17 protein-coding genes and 1 tRNA gene are annotated in these 15,226 nt (G+C 69.4%); 11 read left to right on the forward strand and 7 right to left on the reverse strand.

What is annotated here, in order from left to right; all coding sequences use genetic code 11:
• Positions 1-99 precede the first annotated feature (99 nt).
• The 4 genes from ACXYMW_RS00470 (at position 100) to typA (ending at position 3,371) form a co-directional block, all read left to right on the forward strand.
• Entirely contained in the window at positions 100-246 is a 147-nt protein-coding gene (locus ACXYMW_RS00470) for a hypothetical protein (RefSeq protein ID WP_459033316.1), read from the forward strand.
• Positions 240-1,247: a tyrosine-type recombinase/integrase gene (locus ACXYMW_RS00475; RefSeq protein ID WP_459033317.1), complete on the forward strand. Its 1,008-nt coding sequence runs from the start codon at positions 240-242 to the stop codon at positions 1,245-1,247. The genes ACXYMW_RS00470 and ACXYMW_RS00475 overlap by 7 nt, the downstream gene beginning before the upstream one ends.
• A gap of 88 nt (positions 1,248-1,335) precedes the next feature.
• Positions 1,336-1,409: transfer RNA gene (locus tag ACXYMW_RS00480), tRNA-Cys, on the forward strand.
• Between the two features lie 144 nt (positions 1,410-1,553).
• Positions 1,554-3,371 carry a translational GTPase TypA gene (typA, locus tag ACXYMW_RS00485; RefSeq protein ID WP_459033318.1) on the forward strand — a complete coding sequence of 606 codons (1,818 nt, stop codon included), beginning with the start codon at positions 1,554-1,556 and terminating at the stop codon, positions 3,369-3,371.
• 57 nt (positions 3,372-3,428) lie between these two features.
• Here the strand turns inward: typA and ACXYMW_RS00490 are convergent, their stop codons facing one another.
• Positions 3,429-4,094, reverse strand: coding sequence for a helix-turn-helix transcriptional regulator (locus tag ACXYMW_RS00490; protein ID WP_459033319.1), 666 nt, complete (start codon positions 4,092-4,094; stop codon positions 3,429-3,431).
• Between the two features lie 229 nt (positions 4,095-4,323).
• On the opposite strand from ACXYMW_RS00490, the gene ACXYMW_RS00495 reads away from it, so the two are divergent.
• Genes ACXYMW_RS00495 through ACXYMW_RS00510 form a run of 4 tightly spaced genes read left to right on the forward strand, consistent with a single transcriptional unit; the run spans position 4,324 to position 6,742 of the window.
• Positions 4,324-4,557 (forward strand): twin-arginine translocase TatA/TatE family subunit, encoded by a 234-nt coding sequence (locus tag ACXYMW_RS00495; RefSeq protein WP_459033548.1) that lies wholly within the window; start codon positions 4,324-4,326, stop codon positions 4,555-4,557.
• Entirely contained in the window at positions 4,558-5,022 is a 465-nt protein-coding gene (tatB, locus tag ACXYMW_RS00500) for a Sec-independent protein translocase protein TatB (RefSeq protein WP_459033320.1), read from the forward strand.
• Positions 5,019-5,909: a twin-arginine translocase subunit TatC gene (gene tatC / locus ACXYMW_RS00505; RefSeq protein ID WP_459033321.1), complete on the forward strand. Its 891-nt coding sequence runs from the start codon at positions 5,019-5,021 to the stop codon at positions 5,907-5,909. Before tatB ends, tatC begins: the two co-directional genes overlap by 4 nt.
• On the forward strand, positions 5,906-6,742 hold the full coding sequence (locus ACXYMW_RS00510) for an ATP-binding protein (RefSeq protein WP_459033322.1): 837 nt from the start codon (positions 5,906-5,908) through the stop codon (positions 6,740-6,742). Before tatC ends, ACXYMW_RS00510 begins: the two co-directional genes overlap by 4 nt.
• 206 nt (positions 6,743-6,948) lie before the next feature.
• Here the strand turns inward: ACXYMW_RS00510 and ACXYMW_RS00515 are convergent, their stop codons facing one another.
• The 6 genes from ACXYMW_RS00515 to purF all read right to left on the reverse strand — a co-directional run bounded on the left by ACXYMW_RS00515 (position 6,949) and on the right by purF (position 12,413).
• Complete coding sequence (locus ACXYMW_RS00515; protein ID WP_459033323.1) at positions 6,949-8,229, reverse strand: peptidoglycan DD-metalloendopeptidase family protein; 1,281 nt, start codon at positions 8,227-8,229, stop codon at positions 6,949-6,951.
• Positions 8,230-8,293: 64 nt separating this feature from the next.
• A complete protein-coding gene (locus tag ACXYMW_RS00520) occupies positions 8,294-8,938 on the reverse strand; it encodes a protein-L-isoaspartate(D-aspartate) O-methyltransferase (RefSeq protein ID WP_459033324.1) in 645 nt (214 codons plus the stop codon).
• Positions 8,935-9,720, reverse strand: coding sequence for a 5'/3'-nucleotidase SurE (gene surE, locus ACXYMW_RS00525; protein ID WP_459033325.1), 786 nt, complete (start codon positions 9,718-9,720; stop codon positions 8,935-8,937). Before surE ends, ACXYMW_RS00520 begins: the two co-directional genes overlap by 4 nt.
• Positions 9,721-9,812: 92 nt before the next feature.
• Positions 9,813-10,454: an SDR family oxidoreductase gene (locus ACXYMW_RS00530; protein ID WP_459033326.1), complete on the reverse strand. Its 642-nt coding sequence runs from the start codon at positions 10,452-10,454 to the stop codon at positions 9,813-9,815.
• Between the two features lie 42 nt (positions 10,455-10,496).
• Positions 10,497-10,757: an amidophosphoribosyltransferase gene (locus ACXYMW_RS00535; protein ID WP_459033327.1), complete on the reverse strand. Its 261-nt coding sequence runs from the start codon at positions 10,755-10,757 to the stop codon at positions 10,497-10,499.
• Positions 10,758-10,931: 174 nt separating this feature from the next.
• Entirely contained in the window at positions 10,932-12,413 is a 1,482-nt protein-coding gene (gene purF, locus ACXYMW_RS00540) for an amidophosphoribosyltransferase (RefSeq protein ID WP_459033328.1), read from the reverse strand.
• Between the two features lie 198 nt (positions 12,414-12,611).
• On the opposite strand from purF, the gene ACXYMW_RS00545 reads away from it, so the two are divergent.
• Genes ACXYMW_RS00545 through ACXYMW_RS00555 form a run of 3 tightly spaced genes read left to right on the forward strand, consistent with a single transcriptional unit; the run spans position 12,612 to position 15,179 of the window.
• Entirely contained in the window at positions 12,612-14,045 is a 1,434-nt protein-coding gene (locus ACXYMW_RS00545) for a cytochrome ubiquinol oxidase subunit I (protein ID WP_459033329.1), read from the forward strand.
• 7 nt (positions 14,046-14,052) lie between these two features.
• A complete protein-coding gene (gene cydB / locus ACXYMW_RS00550; RefSeq protein ID WP_459033330.1) occupies positions 14,053-15,084 on the forward strand; it encodes a cytochrome d ubiquinol oxidase subunit II in 1,032 nt (343 codons plus the stop codon).
• The gene (locus tag ACXYMW_RS00555; protein ID WP_459033331.1) at positions 15,084-15,179 is read left to right on the forward strand and encodes a DUF2474 family protein; all 96 of its coding nucleotides are present in this window, start codon (positions 15,084-15,086) and stop codon (positions 15,177-15,179) included. Before cydB ends, ACXYMW_RS00555 begins: the two co-directional genes overlap by 1 nt.
• Positions 15,180-15,226 lie beyond the last annotated feature (47 nt).

A 15,226-nucleotide genomic window follows, 5' to 3' on the forward strand; every position in this document is an offset into this window, starting at 1 on the left:
CGGGGTAGTCACGCCGACGAACTACAGAGAGAAAGAAGGATGACTACGCGACCTGCTCCGTTGTTTGCTGACGAAAAGACCGCGGCAGACCTGTTTTGCATGAAACGACCGGAATTCATGGGCCTTGTGGATGGCGGCTTTCTTCCCCCGCCACGCAACCTCGGCGGCATTCAACGCTGGGATGTCGAAGAGCTCCAACGCATTGCGCGTGGCGAGGCCATGGAGGATGGAGGCATGGAATGGTGAACCGCTGGGGTGGCAAGAAGTACTTGATCGAGACCAAACCGGGATACGTCTACGTCCGCAAAGCCGGAAAGTATCTCGGTAGGATCACCGCGCCGTTTCCCAGCGCCGAGTTCGACCGAGAATACTGGGAAATCCTCCGGGGTCGCGCGGTCGACTGCAAAACCTCGTGGACGGCCCTCATTGCCTCCTACAGGCACTCGGATCGCTGGTCCAGCCTTAAGCCTCGTACTCGCGAGGACTACGAGAAGGTCCTTATCTACATTGAAGAGAAGAACGGGAAGAAGGATGCGACGCGCACGATCCGAAAGGATGTGATCGCGGCCATGGAGAAGAACCGGCATCGGACCCGGTTCGCAAACTACATCCCTCAGGTGATGTCTGTGCTGTTCGAGCACGCCATCAACATCGGCTGGATGCGGGACAACCCGGCAAAGGGCGTGCGTCTGATGAGCACGCCGAAGGATCGCGAGCAACCGCACCGTCCGTGGCCGGAATGGGCGGTGACGAAGTGGCGCCAAGAGGCGAGGTCGCTGCCCCGCCTGATTTTCGAGATGGGCGTTGGCAGCGTTCAGCGTCCCTACGATTGGACCCGCTTCAAGTGGTCGGACTACGACGGCGAGAGCCTTTGCCTGTCACAGAGCAAGACCGACAAGCCGCTTTGGCTGCCCTGTACGCCGCAGTTGAAGGCCGTACTCGATGCCGCACCGAAGAAGGGCATCTTCATCCTCACAAAGCGCGATGGCACGCCGATGAGCTATCACTACATGGCGCGCGTGATGGCCAAAGAGCGCAAGCGCCTGGGGCTCATGACCTTCGATCAACACGCGCTTCGCTACCTGGGCGTGATGGAACTCGCATGGGCGGGCTGCGACGACGACGAGATTGCCAGCTACAGCGGCCACAGTTCCAAGGAAATGATCCGGAAGTACGCCGGCATCGCCCGCCAGATCACGCGCGCCCGCACCGCTGCCGAGAAGCGAAAGCTCTGGGGGGCGCTGTGAACAGAACAGGTACGGAACAGAAACCTGATAACCGGAGTGATAACCCCTTGAACCTCACCGAGCAGAAGGCTAGGAAAACAAAGGCTCTGGCGAGTTGGCGGAGTGGTTACGCAGCGGATTGCAAATCCGTGCACACCGGTTCGATTCCGGTACTCGCCTCCATCCCCCCCCTGCAGGCATGAGCGGCGCGCCCCCAAGCGGCGCCGCGGCACCGCGGGGCGCGGCATTTCGGACCCGCGCGGACTGGTCAAATCGCGGCGGAGCGGTTAGGCCGCGCGCGACACCTTCTGACGGGACCAGCACATCATGGATCTGCGCAACATCGCGATCATCGCCCATGTCGACCATGGCAAGACCACCCTGGTGGACGAACTGCTCAAGCAATCGGGCGCCTTCCGCGAGAACCAGGCCGTGGCCGAACGGGCGATGGACAGCAACGACCTCGAACGCGAACGCGGCATCACCATCCTCGCCAAGGCGACCAGCGTCGAGTGGAAGGGCACCCGGATCAACATCGTCGACACGCCCGGCCACGCCGATTTCGGCGGCGAGGTGGAGCGCATCCTGTCGATGGTGGACGGCGTGGTGCTGCTCGTGGACGCGGCCGAGGGGCCGATGCCGCAGACCAAGTTCGTGACCTCCAAGGCGCTGGCGCTGGGCCTGCGCCCGATCGTGGTGCTGAACAAGGTCGACAAGCCCGATGCCGAGCCCGACCGGGCGCTCGACGAATGCTTCGACCTCTTTGCCAATCTCGGCGCCGACGAGGACCAGCTCGATTTCCCGCATCTCTACGCCTCGGGCCGCTCCGGCTGGGCCGATGCCGAGCTTGACGGGCCGCGCAAGGATCTCTCGGCGCTGTTCCAGCTGGTGGCGAACCACGTCCCGGCGCCCAAGCAGCTGAAGCGTCAGGGCGAGGATTTCCGCATGCTGGCCACCACGCTGGGCTCCGACCCCTTCGTCGGCCGCATCCTCACCGGCCGGGTCGAGAGCGGCAAGCTCAAGGTCGGCGCCACGGTGCAGGCGCTGAGCCGCATCGGCCAGAAGATCGAGCAGTTCCGGGTCACCAAGATCCAGGCCTTCCGCGGCCTCGGCCAGCAGGACATCGAGGAGGCCCAGGCCGGCGACATCGTCTCGCTCGCGGGGATGTCGAAGGCCACCGTGGCCGACACGATCTGCGCGCTGGCGGTGGACGAACCGCTCGACGCCCAGCCCATCGACCCGCCGACCATCACCGTGACCTTCGGCATCAACGACAGCCCGCTGGCGGGCCGCGACGGCAAGAAGGTGCAGTCCCGGGTGATCCGCGAACGGCTCCTGAAGGAGGCCGAATCGAACGTCGCCATCAAGGTCAAGGACACCCCGGGCGGCGAGGCCTTCGAGGTCTCGGGCCGGGGCGAACTGCAGATGGGCGTGTTGATCGAGAACATGCGCCGCGAGGGCTTCGAGCTGTCGATCTCGCGCCCGCAGGTGATCATGCGCGACGGCGAAGCCGGGCTCGAGGAGCCGGTCGAGGAAGTCACCATCGATGTCGACGACGACTATTCCGGCGCGGTGATCGAGAAGATCACCGGCGCGCGCAAGGGCGAGCTGGTGGAGATGAAGCCCGCCGGCGCCGGCAAGACCCGCATCGTGGCGCATGTCCCGGCGCGCGGCCTGATCGGCTATCACGGCGAGTTCCTGACCGACACCCGCGGCACCGGCGTGCTGAACCGGGTGTTCCACGGCTGGACCCCGCACAAGGGCACCATCGAGGGCCGCCGTGCCGGCGTGCTGATCTCGATGGAGGCCGGCGAGGCGGTGGCCTACGCGCTGTGGAACCTCGAGGAGCGCGGCCGCATGTTCATCGGCCCGCAGGAAAAGGTCTATCAGGGCATGATCATCGGCGAGCATTCCCGCGAGAACGATCTCGAGGTGAACCCGCTGAAGGGCAAGAAGCTGACCAACGTGCGCGCCTCGGGGTCCGACGACGCGGTGCGGCTGACCCCGGCCACGACCTTCAGCCTCGAGGAGGCGATCGCCTATATCAACGACGACGAGCTCGTCGAGGTGACGCCGAACGCGGTGCGGCTGCGCAAGCGGTTCCTCGACCCGCACGAGCGCAAGCGGATGGCCAAGGCGAGCTGAGCCGGCGCGCAGCGGAGAAACGGAAGGGGCGTGGCACCGGGACCGGGGCTGCGCCCTTTACGCGTTGCGGGCCCGGAAATCCGAGAGGCGCTTGCCCGGCTCGTCCACGAAGAGCCCCGGCAGCGGCGCCAGCCGCGTCACCCGGTCGATGCGGAAGGTGGCGAAATCGCCCGCCGTCTCGTCCCAGACCACGCAGGTCCAGATGCGCCCCCAGTAATCGAGATGCAGCGGCCGCACGTCGCGCGGCGCGGCCTCGCCGGCCAGCGCGACGCGCAGCTTCTGGCGCGCCCGGATGGCGCGGCGGAAGGCGGGCATGTGGCGGAAGCCCTCGGCGGCCTCGGCGAAGGGGTAGGTGGCGAAGCCGAAGCGCTGCGCCGCCATGCCGGTATCCTCGGGCAGCACGGCCTCGATCTTGGCCGACAGGCTGCGCGCGGCGTCGGCGAGATCGGCCATGCCGGCGGCGCCGACCGCCACCAGCCCCAGATGCAGCGCCTCGAGCTCGGCCTCGGTCAGGTTGAGCGGCGGCAGGGTGATCGCCGCGCGCGCCGAGTAGCCGCGGCCGCGCTCGCCCTCGACCGGCACGCCGGAGGCGGCGAGCGTCTCCATGTCGCGGTAGATGGTGCGGAGCGACACGTTGAGTGCGCGCGCCAGATCCTCGGCCCGGTGCACCCGGCCGTCCCGCAGCCGGGTCATCAGCGCGTAGAGCCGGTCGCCGCGTTTCATCGGGTCCGCGTCATGGGTGATTCGGGGCTCCCGGAGCTGCCGCGCGCGCGCGTTTTGTCATTATCCTGACACCTGACAGGATGATGGCACAAGGTCACGCACTTTCGCGTGCGCAGGCGCCGGAATCCATGCCCGGACCGCTTTTCCGCAAGCCCGCGACGGGCTAGAGAACGGGCGAGAGATGTCGGTGCTGTGGCCCCGGGCCGCGGCGCGCATGAGGAGAGAGACCATGCTCAACAATATCGGCCTTCCGGGCCTCCTGCTGATCGCCGTGGTGGTGCTGGTGCTGTTCGGCCGCGGCAAGATCTCGAGCCTGATGGGCGAGGTCGGCAAGGGCATCACCGCCTTCAAGAAGGGCGTGTCGGACGGGTCCAAGGAACTCGAGGACGACGAGCGGGCCGAGACCGCCCGGGCCGACAGCGCCCGCGACGTCACGCCCGAGCGCGAGAAAGACAAGGTCTAAATGTTCGACCTGGGCTGGACCGAGCTTCTGGTCATCGGGATCGTCGCGCTGATCGTCGTCGGCCCGAAGGACCTGCCGGTGCTCTTCCGCAATGTCGGCCGCTTCGTCGGCAAGGCGCGCGGCATGGCGCGGGAGTTTTCGCGCGCGATGAACGAGGCGGCGGACGAATCCGGCGTGAAGGACGCCGCCAAGTCGTTCAAGAGCGCGACCAACCCGCTCGGCTCGGCGATGGACGGGGTCAAGAGCGCGGCCAAGGATCTGGGCCGGTTCGACCTCGACGACGAGCCCAAGACGTCGGCCGCGCCGGCCTCGGATGACAAGCGGCGCAAGATCGAGGCGGCCACCGCCCGCGCCGCGGCCGAGCGCAAGAAGCGCGAGGCCGACGCGGCGCTGCGCAAGGCCGAGGAACTGGAAGCCGCGAGCGCCCCGGCGGCGCCGGCCGAGGAGCGGAAGACCGAGACATGAGCGCCCGCGACCCCTCCGACGAGATCGAAGACAGCTCCGCCCCGCTGATCGAGCATCTGGCGGAGCTGCGGACCCGGCTGATCCATTCGGTCGTCGCCTTCATCGTCGGCATGGTGATCTGCTTCACCGTGGCGACGCCGATCTTCAACTTCCTGACCGACCCGCTCTGCGAGGTGCTGGCCCAGCGCGGGCAGAATTGCGACCTGATCTTCATCTCGCCGCAGGAGGGCTTCTTCGTGGCGGTGAAGGTGTCGCTCCTCGGCGGCTTCATCTTGGCCTTCCCCTACATCGCCAACCAGATGTGGCGCTTCGTGGCGCCGGGGCTCTACAAGTCGGAGAAGGGCGCCTTCCTGCCCTTCCTCGTCGCCTCGCCCTTCATGTTCTTCCTCGGCGCGTCCTTCGCCTTCTACGTGGTGACGCCCCTGGCCTACGATTTCTTCCTCGGCTTCCAGCAATTCGGCTCGGGCGGCGAGGCGGTGGTCGGCGAGGAAGTCCGCCAGGGCCTGTCGGTGGTCTTCCAGGGCTCGGCGCAGGAATATCTCAACCTCACCATCAAGTTCATCGTGGCCTTCGGCCTGTGCTTCCAGCTGCCGGTGCTGCTGACGCTGATGGGCAAGGCGGGCCTGGTCTCGGCCAAGGGGTTGGGCGCGGTGCGCAAATACGCCGTGGTGGCGATCCTGGTGCTGGCCGCGCTGGTGACGCCGCCCGACGTGATCACCCAGCTGATCCTCTTCGTGGTGGTCTACGGGCTCTACGAGGTGTCGATCCTGCTGGTCGCCCGCGTCGAGCGGAAGCGCATCGCCGATCTCAAGGCGCAGGGCCTGTGGTTCGAGGACGAAGAAGCCGACGACGAGGCCGCGGCGGCGGACGAGGGCGGCAAGGCATGAGCGCCGATCTGGTCCGCATCGCCGAGGCGCTGGAGCGCCTGGCACCGGCGCCGATGCCGGCGCCGGATTTCGCCATCGCTGACGCCTTCGTCTGGCACACCGCGCCCGACCGGCTCGACCCGGTGACGGAGGTGTCGCGGGTGCCGCTCGACCTGCTGATCGGGCTCGAGCGCACCAAGGCGACGCTGCTCGGCAACACCCGCCGCTTCGCCCGCGGCCTGCCGGCCAACAACGCCCTGCTCTGGGGCGCCCGCGGCATGGGCAAGTCGAGCGTGGTGAAGGCGGTGCACGCCACCGTCCGGGCCGAGGGCGGTGATCTCAAGATCGTCGAGCTGCAGCGCGAGGACCTGCCCTCGGTGGGGCGGCTGCTGAACCATCTGCGGCGCGCCCCGCACCGTTTCCTGCTGTTCTGCGACGACCTGTCCTTCTCGGGCGACGACCAGCATTACAAGAGCCTGAAGGCGGTGCTCGACGGCGGCATCGAGGGGCGGCCGGAGAACGTGCTGTTCTACGCCACCTCGAACCGGCGCCACCTGATGCCGCGCGACATGATCGAGAACGAACGTTCCTCGGCGATCAACCCCTCGGAGGCGACCGAGGAGAAGGTGTCGCTGTCCGACCGCTTCGGCCTGTGGCTCGGCTTCCATCCCTGCACCCAGGACGAATACCTCGCCATGGTGGACGGCTACTGCACCGCTTACGGGCTGCAGATCGATGCCGAGACGCTGCGCGCCGAGGCCATCGAATGGGCCGCGACGCGGGGCGGCCGTTCGGGCCGGGTGGCCTGGCAGTTCTTCACCGACCTGGCGGGCCGGCACGACATCCGCCTCTAACGGTCCCGCGGGCTCAGGCCCGGCAGGGCAGGGGCGGCGGCAGGGACGCGCGCCGCAGCGCCCGGTGACGCTCTTCTTGCAGACATACGAGCCACGCGGCCGGGTTTCCGGCGGCGCGGCGGGCCCGCGCGCGGCCGGCCGCCGCGCCGGTGCGCGCGGGGCGCCCCCGACGCCGCGCCGGAGCGCGCCAATGCTGGCGGCGCGCCTCAGCGCAGATAGGACATCGGATCGACGCTGTCGAAGCCGTCGCGGACCTCGAAATGCATCCGCGCGGGGTCCCCGGCCTGGACCTTGCCGATGGTCTGCCCGCGGGTCACGGTGTCGCCCTTCTTCACCCGGATCTCGTTGATGTGGGTGTAGACCGTGAGCAGGTCGCCGGCATGCTTGATCACCAGGATCGGCACGTCCTCGGTGTTGCGGGTGATCGCCGCCACGGTGCCGGAATCGGCGGCCCGCACCGCGGTTCCGGCCGGCGCCGAGATGTCGATGCCGTCGTTCCGGCCCTTGGCGTATTCGCGGATGATGTTGCCCTCGACCGGCATGGTCATGCGCGCATTGCTGGCGGCGCGCGTGGTCTCGCCCACCGGGGCGGCCGGGGCGGCCGGTTTCGGCGCCGGCGCGGCGGCGGGCTGCGGCGTCTCGACCGGAAGCGGCTTGGTGGCCGAGGGCGGCGTCGGCGTGGGCGAGCCGCTGCCCGGCCGCGTCACCGCCACCGCGGCCGGCTGGGCCGGCGCGCTGACCGGGCTCTGCGGGGCCGGGCCGGAGGCCGCGGGCGCGGCGCTCTCGGCGGCGATCGGGATCAGCAGGTACTGGCCTTCGCGCAGGGTGAAGTTGGCGTCGAGCCCGTTCCAGTCCGCCAGGGCGCGCGGGCTGACATTGTAGAGCCGGGCGATGGTGTAGGCGGTCTCGCCGCGCTGCACGCGGTGACGCACCGGCTCCACCGCGTCGTTGCGGCCCGCCGGGGCCGGGCTGGCGGCGGGTTGCGGCGGCGTCGAGGGCGCGGCGTCGAGCGCGTCCGAGGCCAGCGTGGTGACGTCGACCTGGCTCGGCTGGCCAAGCGGTGCCGAGGTGATCGCGCCGGTCGGCGTGCTGGGTTTGGCGCCGGTCTCGGCGGTCGGCTCGGAGACCCGGCGCGGCAGCGCCACGATCTCGCCCCGGCGCAGCGGGTCGCCGGTCTGGACGCCGTTATAGGCGGCCAGTTCCTCGGGCGGCAGGCCGACGCGCTGGGCGACATCGGCCAGCGTGTCGCCGCGCCGCGCCACCGCGACCTGGTAATTGGGGTAGGAGATCACCCCGCGATCGTCGGGCTCGGGCCGCGGCTCGGTCGCCGCCACGGCGGCGTGCGAGGTGTCGAGCGGGCCGCCGAGCCGGCCGCGGATGTCGGGGTCGAAGGGCCCGGCGCAGGCGGTCGCGGCCAGCAGGGCCAGCAGGCTGACCGGCCGGCGCAGCACGGATCCGGGGCGAAAGCGGGGAAACTGCTCAATCATCATCTGTCCTCGGCTTCGCCCCTTGTTGCCGGAGCGTCTGTCGTTCGGGCCGCCTGCACGGCCATCAGCTGTCCTTGCCGAGCCCTTCGACCAGCGGCACGAAGCGCACCGGGCGAAGCTCGTCATAGTCGAAACCGTTCTCGTGCCGGGTGACCCGGATCAGCCGCTGGACGTTGTCGGACTGGCCGACGGGCAGCACCATGATACCGCCGATCTTCAACTGGGCCAAGAGCGGGCCGGGCGGATCCTCGGCCGCCGCGGTGACCAGGATGCGGTCGAACGGCGCCTGGTCGGGCAGGCCGTGGCTGCCATCGGCGACGAAGGCGGTGATGTTGGCCAGGCCCATCGCCTCGAAGACCTCGCGGGCCTCGCGCACCAGCCGGGCGTGGCGGTCGACGGTGTAGACCCGGCGCGCCAGGCAGGACAGGATCGCCGCCTGGTAGCCCGAGCCGGTGCCGACCTCGAGCACCTTGTGGCGCGACGACACGTCGAGCGCCTGGGTCATCAGCCCGACGATCGAGGGCTGCGAGATGGTCTGCCCGCAGGCGATCGGCAGCGGCATGTCGTCATGCGCGCGGTCGGTGAAGTAGTTGCGGATGAACGGCGCCCGGTCGATGCGCTCCATCGCCTCCAGCACCCGCCGGTCGGTGACGCCCTTGGAGCGCAGGGCGTAGAGGAACTGCATCTTGCGTTCGGCGTCGTCGCTCATGCAAAGACCCGTTCGAGGGGCGCCAGCGCGTCATGCGCGGTGAGGTCGGCGCGCATCGGCGTGACCGAGATGTAGCCGTCGAGATTGGCGCTGGCATCGGTGCCGGGCCCGGTCGGGCGGCGCTGATCGCCGCCGGCGATCCACAGGAAGCGGCGGCCGGCGGGCGAGAGCTGCGGCTCGACCCCGAAGCCGGTATCGGGGCGGCGGCCCTGGCGCACCACCCGGGTGCCGCGCACCTGCGCGGCCGGGACCGGGGGAAAGTTGACGTTGTAGAACAGCCGGTAATCGTCCGAGGCGTTGGGGGTGAAGTCGAGCAGCCGGCGGATGGTCTCGGCGCCGTGCACCGCCGCGGCCTCGAACGGGTCGTCGGCCTGGGCGTTCTCGGGGCCGTAGAACTGCGACAGCGCGACCGCCGGCAGGCCCTGCAGCGCCGCCTCCATGGCGCCGCCGATGGTGCCCGAGTAAAGCGTGTTCTCGGCGGCGTTGTTGCCGCGGTTGACGCCCGACAGCACGAGGTCGATGGGCTGGCCGGAGAGCACGTCATGGACGCCGGCCAGCACGCAATCCGCCGGGCTGCCCTCGGCGGCGAAGCGGCGCGGCGCCAGTTCGCTGACCATCATCGGGCGCGAATAGGAGATGCAATGCCCGACGCCGGACTGCTCGAAGGCCGGCGCGACGATCCAGACCTCGCCGTCGGGTCCGGCGATTTCCGCCGCGATCGCCTCGAGCACGGCGAGCCCGCGGGCGTTGATCCCGTCGTCGTTGGTGATGAGGATGCGCATGTCGGACCTGCCCCTGTCTTTGCGCCATTCAATAGGAAATGGCGCCGCCCGGAGCAAGCCGCGTCGCCCCGTTCCGGGAGACGCGCGGCGGGTCAGGCGAGCGCGGCCAAGAGCCGGGCCGCCTCGTCGTGCGGATCGGCGAGCGCCGCGCGGTCCTCGCCGGGAAAGAACCGGCCGCGGGTGGCGGTGCGCATCGGCTGCGGCGTCAGGATCTCCACCCGCGGGCCGATGCGGGCGGTCTCGGCCGCCCAGGAGCGCGCCAGCGCGATCTGCGCCGCCTTGGTGGCGCCGTAGAGGCCGAAGAACTTCTCCCCCGCGCGCGGATCGTCGAAGAACAGCGCCCGGCCGTCCCGCCCCAGCAGCGGCGCCACGAAGGGCACGAGATGCCCCATCGCGGTGACGTTGACCGCCACCGAGCGCGCCCAGTCCTTTTCGTCGAGATGGTCGGCCGGGCTCAGCGGACCGGCATGGATCGCGGTATGCGCCCAGAGCGCGATGCCGCCCCAGCGGTCGTGGATCGACCGGCAGAGCTGCGCCATGGCGTCGCGGTTGCCGACATCCATCGGCGCCAGCGTCGCCGCCCCGCCGCGGGCCTGGATGCGGTCGTCGAGATCCTCGAGCGCGCCCACGGTGCGGGCCACGGCGACGACGTGATGGCTGGCGGAGAGGGCCTCGGCGAGGGCGAAGCCCAGGCCGCGCGAGGCACCGGTGATGAGGGCGACGGGCATTGACATGGCGCGCTCAGTGGCGCGCCCGCCGGACCTTGTCAACCGCGCTCAGCGGCCCGGGATGTGCAGGTGGCGCGCCCGGCCGGCGCGGGCCAGCACCACCGCGTCGTGGTCGATCGCCTGCACCACCTCGGCGCCGACGCGGTCGCCGCGGACGACCCGCGCGATGCCGCCATCGGCCAGCCGCAGGATCGCCTCGGGTTCGGCATCGGCTCCGAAGGTGCCGAGCAGGGTGACGCCGTGATGTTCCAGCTCGGCCTCGCGCGTGGCGTGCTCGGCCACGAGGTCGGGCGTGTCCTGTTGTGCCATGATCAGCTCCCATTGCGCGCCAGAGCGCGGCGCAGGGGGCAGATAAGACCGGGATGCGCGCGGCGGAACGGGCAGGGCCTTCACGCTGGCTTGATGACCGCGCGCGGCGGCGGAAGCGCGCTCAACCCGGGCAGGGATCGGCGGCGGGGCGCTGAGCGCGCCCCGCCCGCGCTTTCACTCGGCGGCTTCCTTCACCCGGAAGCCCTTCTCGATCATGTCGGAGGGCTCGACCGGGTAGTCGCCCGAGAAGCAGGCGTCGCAATATTGCGGCTGGGCCGGGTTGCGGCCCTCGGCCTCGCCGACCGCGCGGTAGAGCCCGTCGAGCGAGATGAAGCGCAGCGAATCGACGCCGAGATGGGCGCGCATCTCGTCCTCGGACATGGTCGCGGCCAGGAGCTTCTCGCGCTGCGGCGTGTCGACGCCGTAGAAGCAGGGCCAGGAGGTCGGCGGCGAGGCGATGCGGAAATGCACCTCGGCGGCGCCGGCATCGAGGATCATGTCCTTGATCTTGCGGCTGGTGGTGCCGCGGACCACGGAATCGTCGACCAGGATCACCCGCTTGCCGCGGATCAGCGCGCGGTTGACGTTGAGCTTGAGACGCACGCCCATGTTGCGGATCTGCTCGGTCGGCTCGATGAAGGTGCGGCCCATATACTGGTTGCGCACGATCCCCATGGCGTAGGGAATGCCCGATTCCTGGCTAAAGCCGATGGCCGCGGGGGTGCCCGAATCGGGCACCGGGCAGACCAGGTCGGCATCGACATGGGCCTCGCGCGCCAGCTCCACCCCGATCTGCCGGCGGGTCTCGTAGACCGAGCGGCCGCCGATGATCGAATCGGGGCGCGAGAAATAGACGTGCTCGAAGATGCAGAAGCGCGGCTTGCGCGGCCGGAACGGGCGCAGCGATTCGACGCCGCGCTCCGGCGTGATCACCACCATCTCGCCGGGCTCGACCTCGCGCACGAACTCGGCGCCGATGATGTCGAGCGCGCAGGTCTCCGACGACAGCACCCAGCCCTCGCCGACCCGGCCCAGGACCAGCGGCCGCACGCCCAGCGGGTCGCGCACGCCGATCAGCTTGGTGCGGGTCATCGCCACGACCGAGAAGGCGCCCTCGACCCGGCGCAGCGCGTCCTCCATGCGCGAGGGGATGTCGCGCTGCAGCGACCGCGCCATCAGGTGCACGATGCATTCGCTGTCCGACGAGGACTGGAAGATCGAGCCGCGCTCGATCAGTTCGCGGCGCAGCGATTCGGCGTTGGTGATGTTGCCGTTATGGGCGATCGCCGCGCCGCCCATGGAGAATTCGCCGAAGAACGGCTGCACGTCGCGGATCTGCGTCGGGCCCTTGGAGCCGGCGGTGGAATAGCGCACATGGCCGATCCCCAGCGCGCCCGGCAGGGTCTCCATCACCTGCTGCGAGGTGAAGGTGTCGCGGACGTAGCCGAAGCGGCGGGCCGAGTTGAACCCCTGCTCGGCATCGTAGGTGACGATGCCGCCGGCCTCCTGGCCGCGATGCTGCAACGCGTGCAGCCCGAGGGCCACGAAGTTCGCCGCATCGGCGACGCCGACGACGCCGAAGACGCCGCATTCCTCGTGCAGCGTGTCGCCGTCCTCGGACACGGCGTCGAAATCGAAGGGATGGGCGGGGGGCATGCGAGTGGACAAGGGCGGGCTCCGGCCTCGGCTGCGGGATGGCGCCTACTTAGTCAAGGTCGCGCGCCATGTCACGCCGTGTTGCCGGGGAAGTGAAACAGCCGGCCCCGGACACCGCAAGCGGGACATTCGGCGCAACCTCCCTAGGTTCTGGGCGGGAGTGACGGAAAACGGCGCGGAAAAACGGCAGGTGCGGTGATGGATACAGGGTTCTTCGGGTTCGACGCGGTGCTGCTGGCGCGGATGCAATTCGCCTTCACGGTCGCCTTCCACTTCATTTTCCCGGCCTTCACCATCGGGCTGGCGAGCTTCCTGATGGTGCTGAACGCGCAATATCTGCGCAAGCGCGACGAGGCCTATCTGCTGCTCTTCCGCTTCTGGGTGAAGATCTTCGCCATCACCTTCGCCATGGGCGTGGTCTCGGGCATCGTCATGTCCTACCAGTTCGGCACCAACTGGTCGGTCTTCTCCGACCGCACCGGCCCGGTGCTGGGCCCGCCGATGGCCTACGAGGTGCTCACCGCGTTCTTCCTCGAGGCGGGGTTCCTCGGCATCATGCTGTTCGGACGCGACAAGGTCGGGCCGGGGCTGCACATGTTCGCCACCACCATGGTGGCTTTCGGAACCGCGATCTCGGCCACCTGGATCCTGTCGGTCAATTCCTGGATGCACACGCCCGCCGGCTATTCGATCAACGAGGTCGGCCAGTTCGTGCCCGAGGATTGGTGGCAGGTCATCCTCAACCCGTCCTTCCCGTACCGGCTGGCCCACACCCTGACCGCCGCCTATCTCGCCACGGCCTTCGTGGTCGGCGGGGTCGGGGCCTGGCACCTGCTCAAGGGACGCCGCGACAATGCCGGGGTGCGGCGGATGTTCTCGATGGCGATGTGGATGGCGGCGCTGGTGGCGCCGCTGCAGGTCGTGGTCGGCCACGAACACGGGCTCAACACCTACGAATACCAGCCCACCAAGGTGCTGGCGATGGAGGGGCATTTCGAAAGCTACGACGACGGCGTGCCGCTGATCCTGTTCGGCATTCCCGACCAGGAGGCCGGCGCGATGCGCTACGAGGTCTCGATCCCGCGCATTGGCGGGCCGATCCTGGCCAAGAGCTGGGACGCCCAGATGGACGGGCTCGACACCGTGCCCGACGACGAGGAGCCGCCGGTCGCCATCGTCTTCTGGTCCTTCCGGGTGATGGTCGGCATCGGCTTCCTGATGGTGGGCGTCGGTCTCTGGTCGCTCTGGGCGCGCTGGCGCGGCCGGCTCTTCGAGGACCGCTGGCTGCACCGCTCGGCCTTTGTCATGGCGCCCTCCGGACTCGTGGCGGTGATCGCCGGCTGGGTCACCACCGAGGTCGGCCGCCAGCCCTACGTGGTCTATGGCGAGATGCTGACCGCCGAGGCGGCCTCGCCGCTCGGGGCGGGGGCGGTCGGGGCTTCGCTCGTCGCCTTCGTGGTGATCTACTTCGCGGTGTTCGGCGCCGGCATCGGCTACCTGCTGAAGCTGATGCGCAAGGTGCCCGAGACCGTCGGCGACGATGCCGAGGCCGAGGAGGGGCCGCTGCGCGCCGCCGGAATCGTGCCGGGCGCGCAGCAGCCGCAGCCCGGCGGCACCGCCCCGGCGGAATGAGGAGGGGATGATGGACGGATTGGGCATCTCGATCGATCTGACCGTGGCCTGGGCGCTGCTGCTCGCCTTCGCGGTCTATGTCTACGTGGTTCTCGACGGGTTCGACCTGGGCATCGGCATCCTCTACCCCTTCTTCCGCAAGAGGGAGGACCGCGACCTGATGATGAACTCGGTCGCGCCGGTCTGGGACGGCAACGAAACCTGGCTGGTGCTGGGCGGCGGCGGGCTCTTCGCGGCCTTCCCGCTGGCCTATGCCATCATCCTGCCGGCGCTCTACCCGCCGATCATCGCGATGCTGCTGGCGCTGATCTTCCGCGGCGTCGCCTTCGAGTTCCGCTGGAGGGCCAACCGGCCGTTTTCGCGCTGGTTCTGGGACCAGGCCTTCATCGCCGGCTCCACCGTGGCGGCCCTGGCCCAGGGCATCACCCTGGGCGCGCTGCTCCAGGGCATCGAGGTCGACGGCCGCGCCTATGGCGGCGGCTGGTGGGACTGGCTGACGCCGTTCTCGCTGCTCACCGGGGTCTCGGTGGTGCTGGGCTACGCCTTCGTCGGCGCCTGCTGGCTGAACCTCAAGCTGGCCGGTCCGATCCAGGCCCGGGTGCGGCGCATGGCGCGGCTCTTCGGGGTGGCGACGATCGGCTGCATCGTCGCGGTCAGCCTCGCCACGCCGTTTCTCGGCCACGACTACTTCGCCCGCTGGTTCGGCTTCCCGGCGGCGCTCACCGTGGCGCCGGTGCCGGTGCTGGTGGCGCTGATCGCCTGGCGGCTCTGGACCTCGATCGACGAGGACGGCCGCGACTGGCTGCCCTTCGTGCTGACGCTGGCGCTCTTCGCGCTGTGCTTCGTCGGCCTCGGCATCTCCATGTGGCCGCACATCATCCCGCCCGAGATCACCATCTACGAGGCGGCGAGCCCGGCCAAGTCGCAGCTCTTCATGTTCGTCGGCGCGGCCTTCCTGGTGCCGATCATCCTGATCTATTCCGGCTACGCCTACTGGGTGTTCCGCGGCAAGCTTAGGCCCGGCGAGGGCTATCACTGATGCTGCGGCGGCTGGGATGGTTCGTGGCCCTGTGGCTGGCAGGGGTGACGGCGCTGGGCCTCGTGGCGCTGCTGATCCGGGCCGCCATCGGCTGAGCTCTGCCCCCCGGGGCCGGGGGGCGAAGCCCTTCAGGCAACTGCAA

It is taken from the genome of Roseivivax sp. CAU 1761 (assembly GCF_054482755.1).

What these genes read in the sequence shown, in the direction of transcription:
- purF (WP_459033328.1), bottom strand. Translation starts at nt 12,413, where the DNA reads ATGCCCCCCGCCCATCCCTTCGATTTCGACGCCGTGTCCGAGGACGGC.
- ACXYMW_RS00515 (WP_459033323.1), bottom strand. Translation starts at nt 8,229, where the DNA reads ATGATTGAGCAGTTTCCCCGCTTTCGCCCCGGATCCGTGCTGCGCCGG.
- ACXYMW_RS00535 (WP_459033327.1), bottom strand. Translation starts at nt 10,757, where the DNA reads ATGGCACAACAGGACACGCCCGACCTCGTGGCCGAGCACGCCACGCGC.
- ACXYMW_RS00490 (WP_459033319.1), bottom strand. Translation starts at nt 4,094, where the DNA reads ATGAAACGCGGCGACCGGCTCTACGCGCTGATGACCCGGCTGCGGGAC.
- tatB (WP_459033320.1), top strand. Translation starts at nt 4,558, where the DNA reads ATGTTCGACCTGGGCTGGACCGAGCTTCTGGTCATCGGGATCGTCGCG.
- cydB (WP_459033330.1), top strand. Translation starts at nt 14,053, where the DNA reads ATGATGGACGGATTGGGCATCTCGATCGATCTGACCGTGGCCTGGGCG.
- ACXYMW_RS00520 (WP_459033324.1), bottom strand. Translation starts at nt 8,938, where the DNA reads ATGAGCGACGACGCCGAACGCAAGATGCAGTTCCTCTACGCCCTGCGC.
- ACXYMW_RS00555 (WP_459033331.1), top strand. Translation starts at nt 15,084, where the DNA reads ATGCTGCGGCGGCTGGGATGGTTCGTGGCCCTGTGGCTGGCAGGGGTG.
- ACXYMW_RS00495 (WP_459033548.1), top strand. Translation starts at nt 4,324, where the DNA reads ATGCTCAACAATATCGGCCTTCCGGGCCTCCTGCTGATCGCCGTGGTG.
- ACXYMW_RS00510 (WP_459033322.1), top strand. Translation starts at nt 5,906, where the DNA reads ATGAGCGCCGATCTGGTCCGCATCGCCGAGGCGCTGGAGCGCCTGGCA.
- ACXYMW_RS00530 (WP_459033326.1), bottom strand. Translation starts at nt 10,454, where the DNA reads ATGTCAATGCCCGTCGCCCTCATCACCGGTGCCTCGCGCGGCCTGGGC.
- ACXYMW_RS00475 (WP_459033317.1), top strand. Translation starts at nt 240, where the DNA reads ATGGTGAACCGCTGGGGTGGCAAGAAGTACTTGATCGAGACCAAACCG.
- ACXYMW_RS00545 (WP_459033329.1), top strand. Translation starts at nt 12,612, where the DNA reads ATGGATACAGGGTTCTTCGGGTTCGACGCGGTGCTGCTGGCGCGGATG.
- surE (WP_459033325.1), bottom strand. Translation starts at nt 9,720, where the DNA reads ATGCGCATCCTCATCACCAACGACGACGGGATCAACGCCCGCGGGCTC.
- tatC (WP_459033321.1), top strand. Translation starts at nt 5,019, where the DNA reads ATGAGCGCCCGCGACCCCTCCGACGAGATCGAAGACAGCTCCGCCCCG.
- ACXYMW_RS00470 (WP_459033316.1), top strand. Translation starts at nt 100, where the DNA reads ATGAAACGACCGGAATTCATGGGCCTTGTGGATGGCGGCTTTCTTCCC.
- typA (WP_459033318.1), top strand. Translation starts at nt 1,554, where the DNA reads ATGGATCTGCGCAACATCGCGATCATCGCCCATGTCGACCATGGCAAG.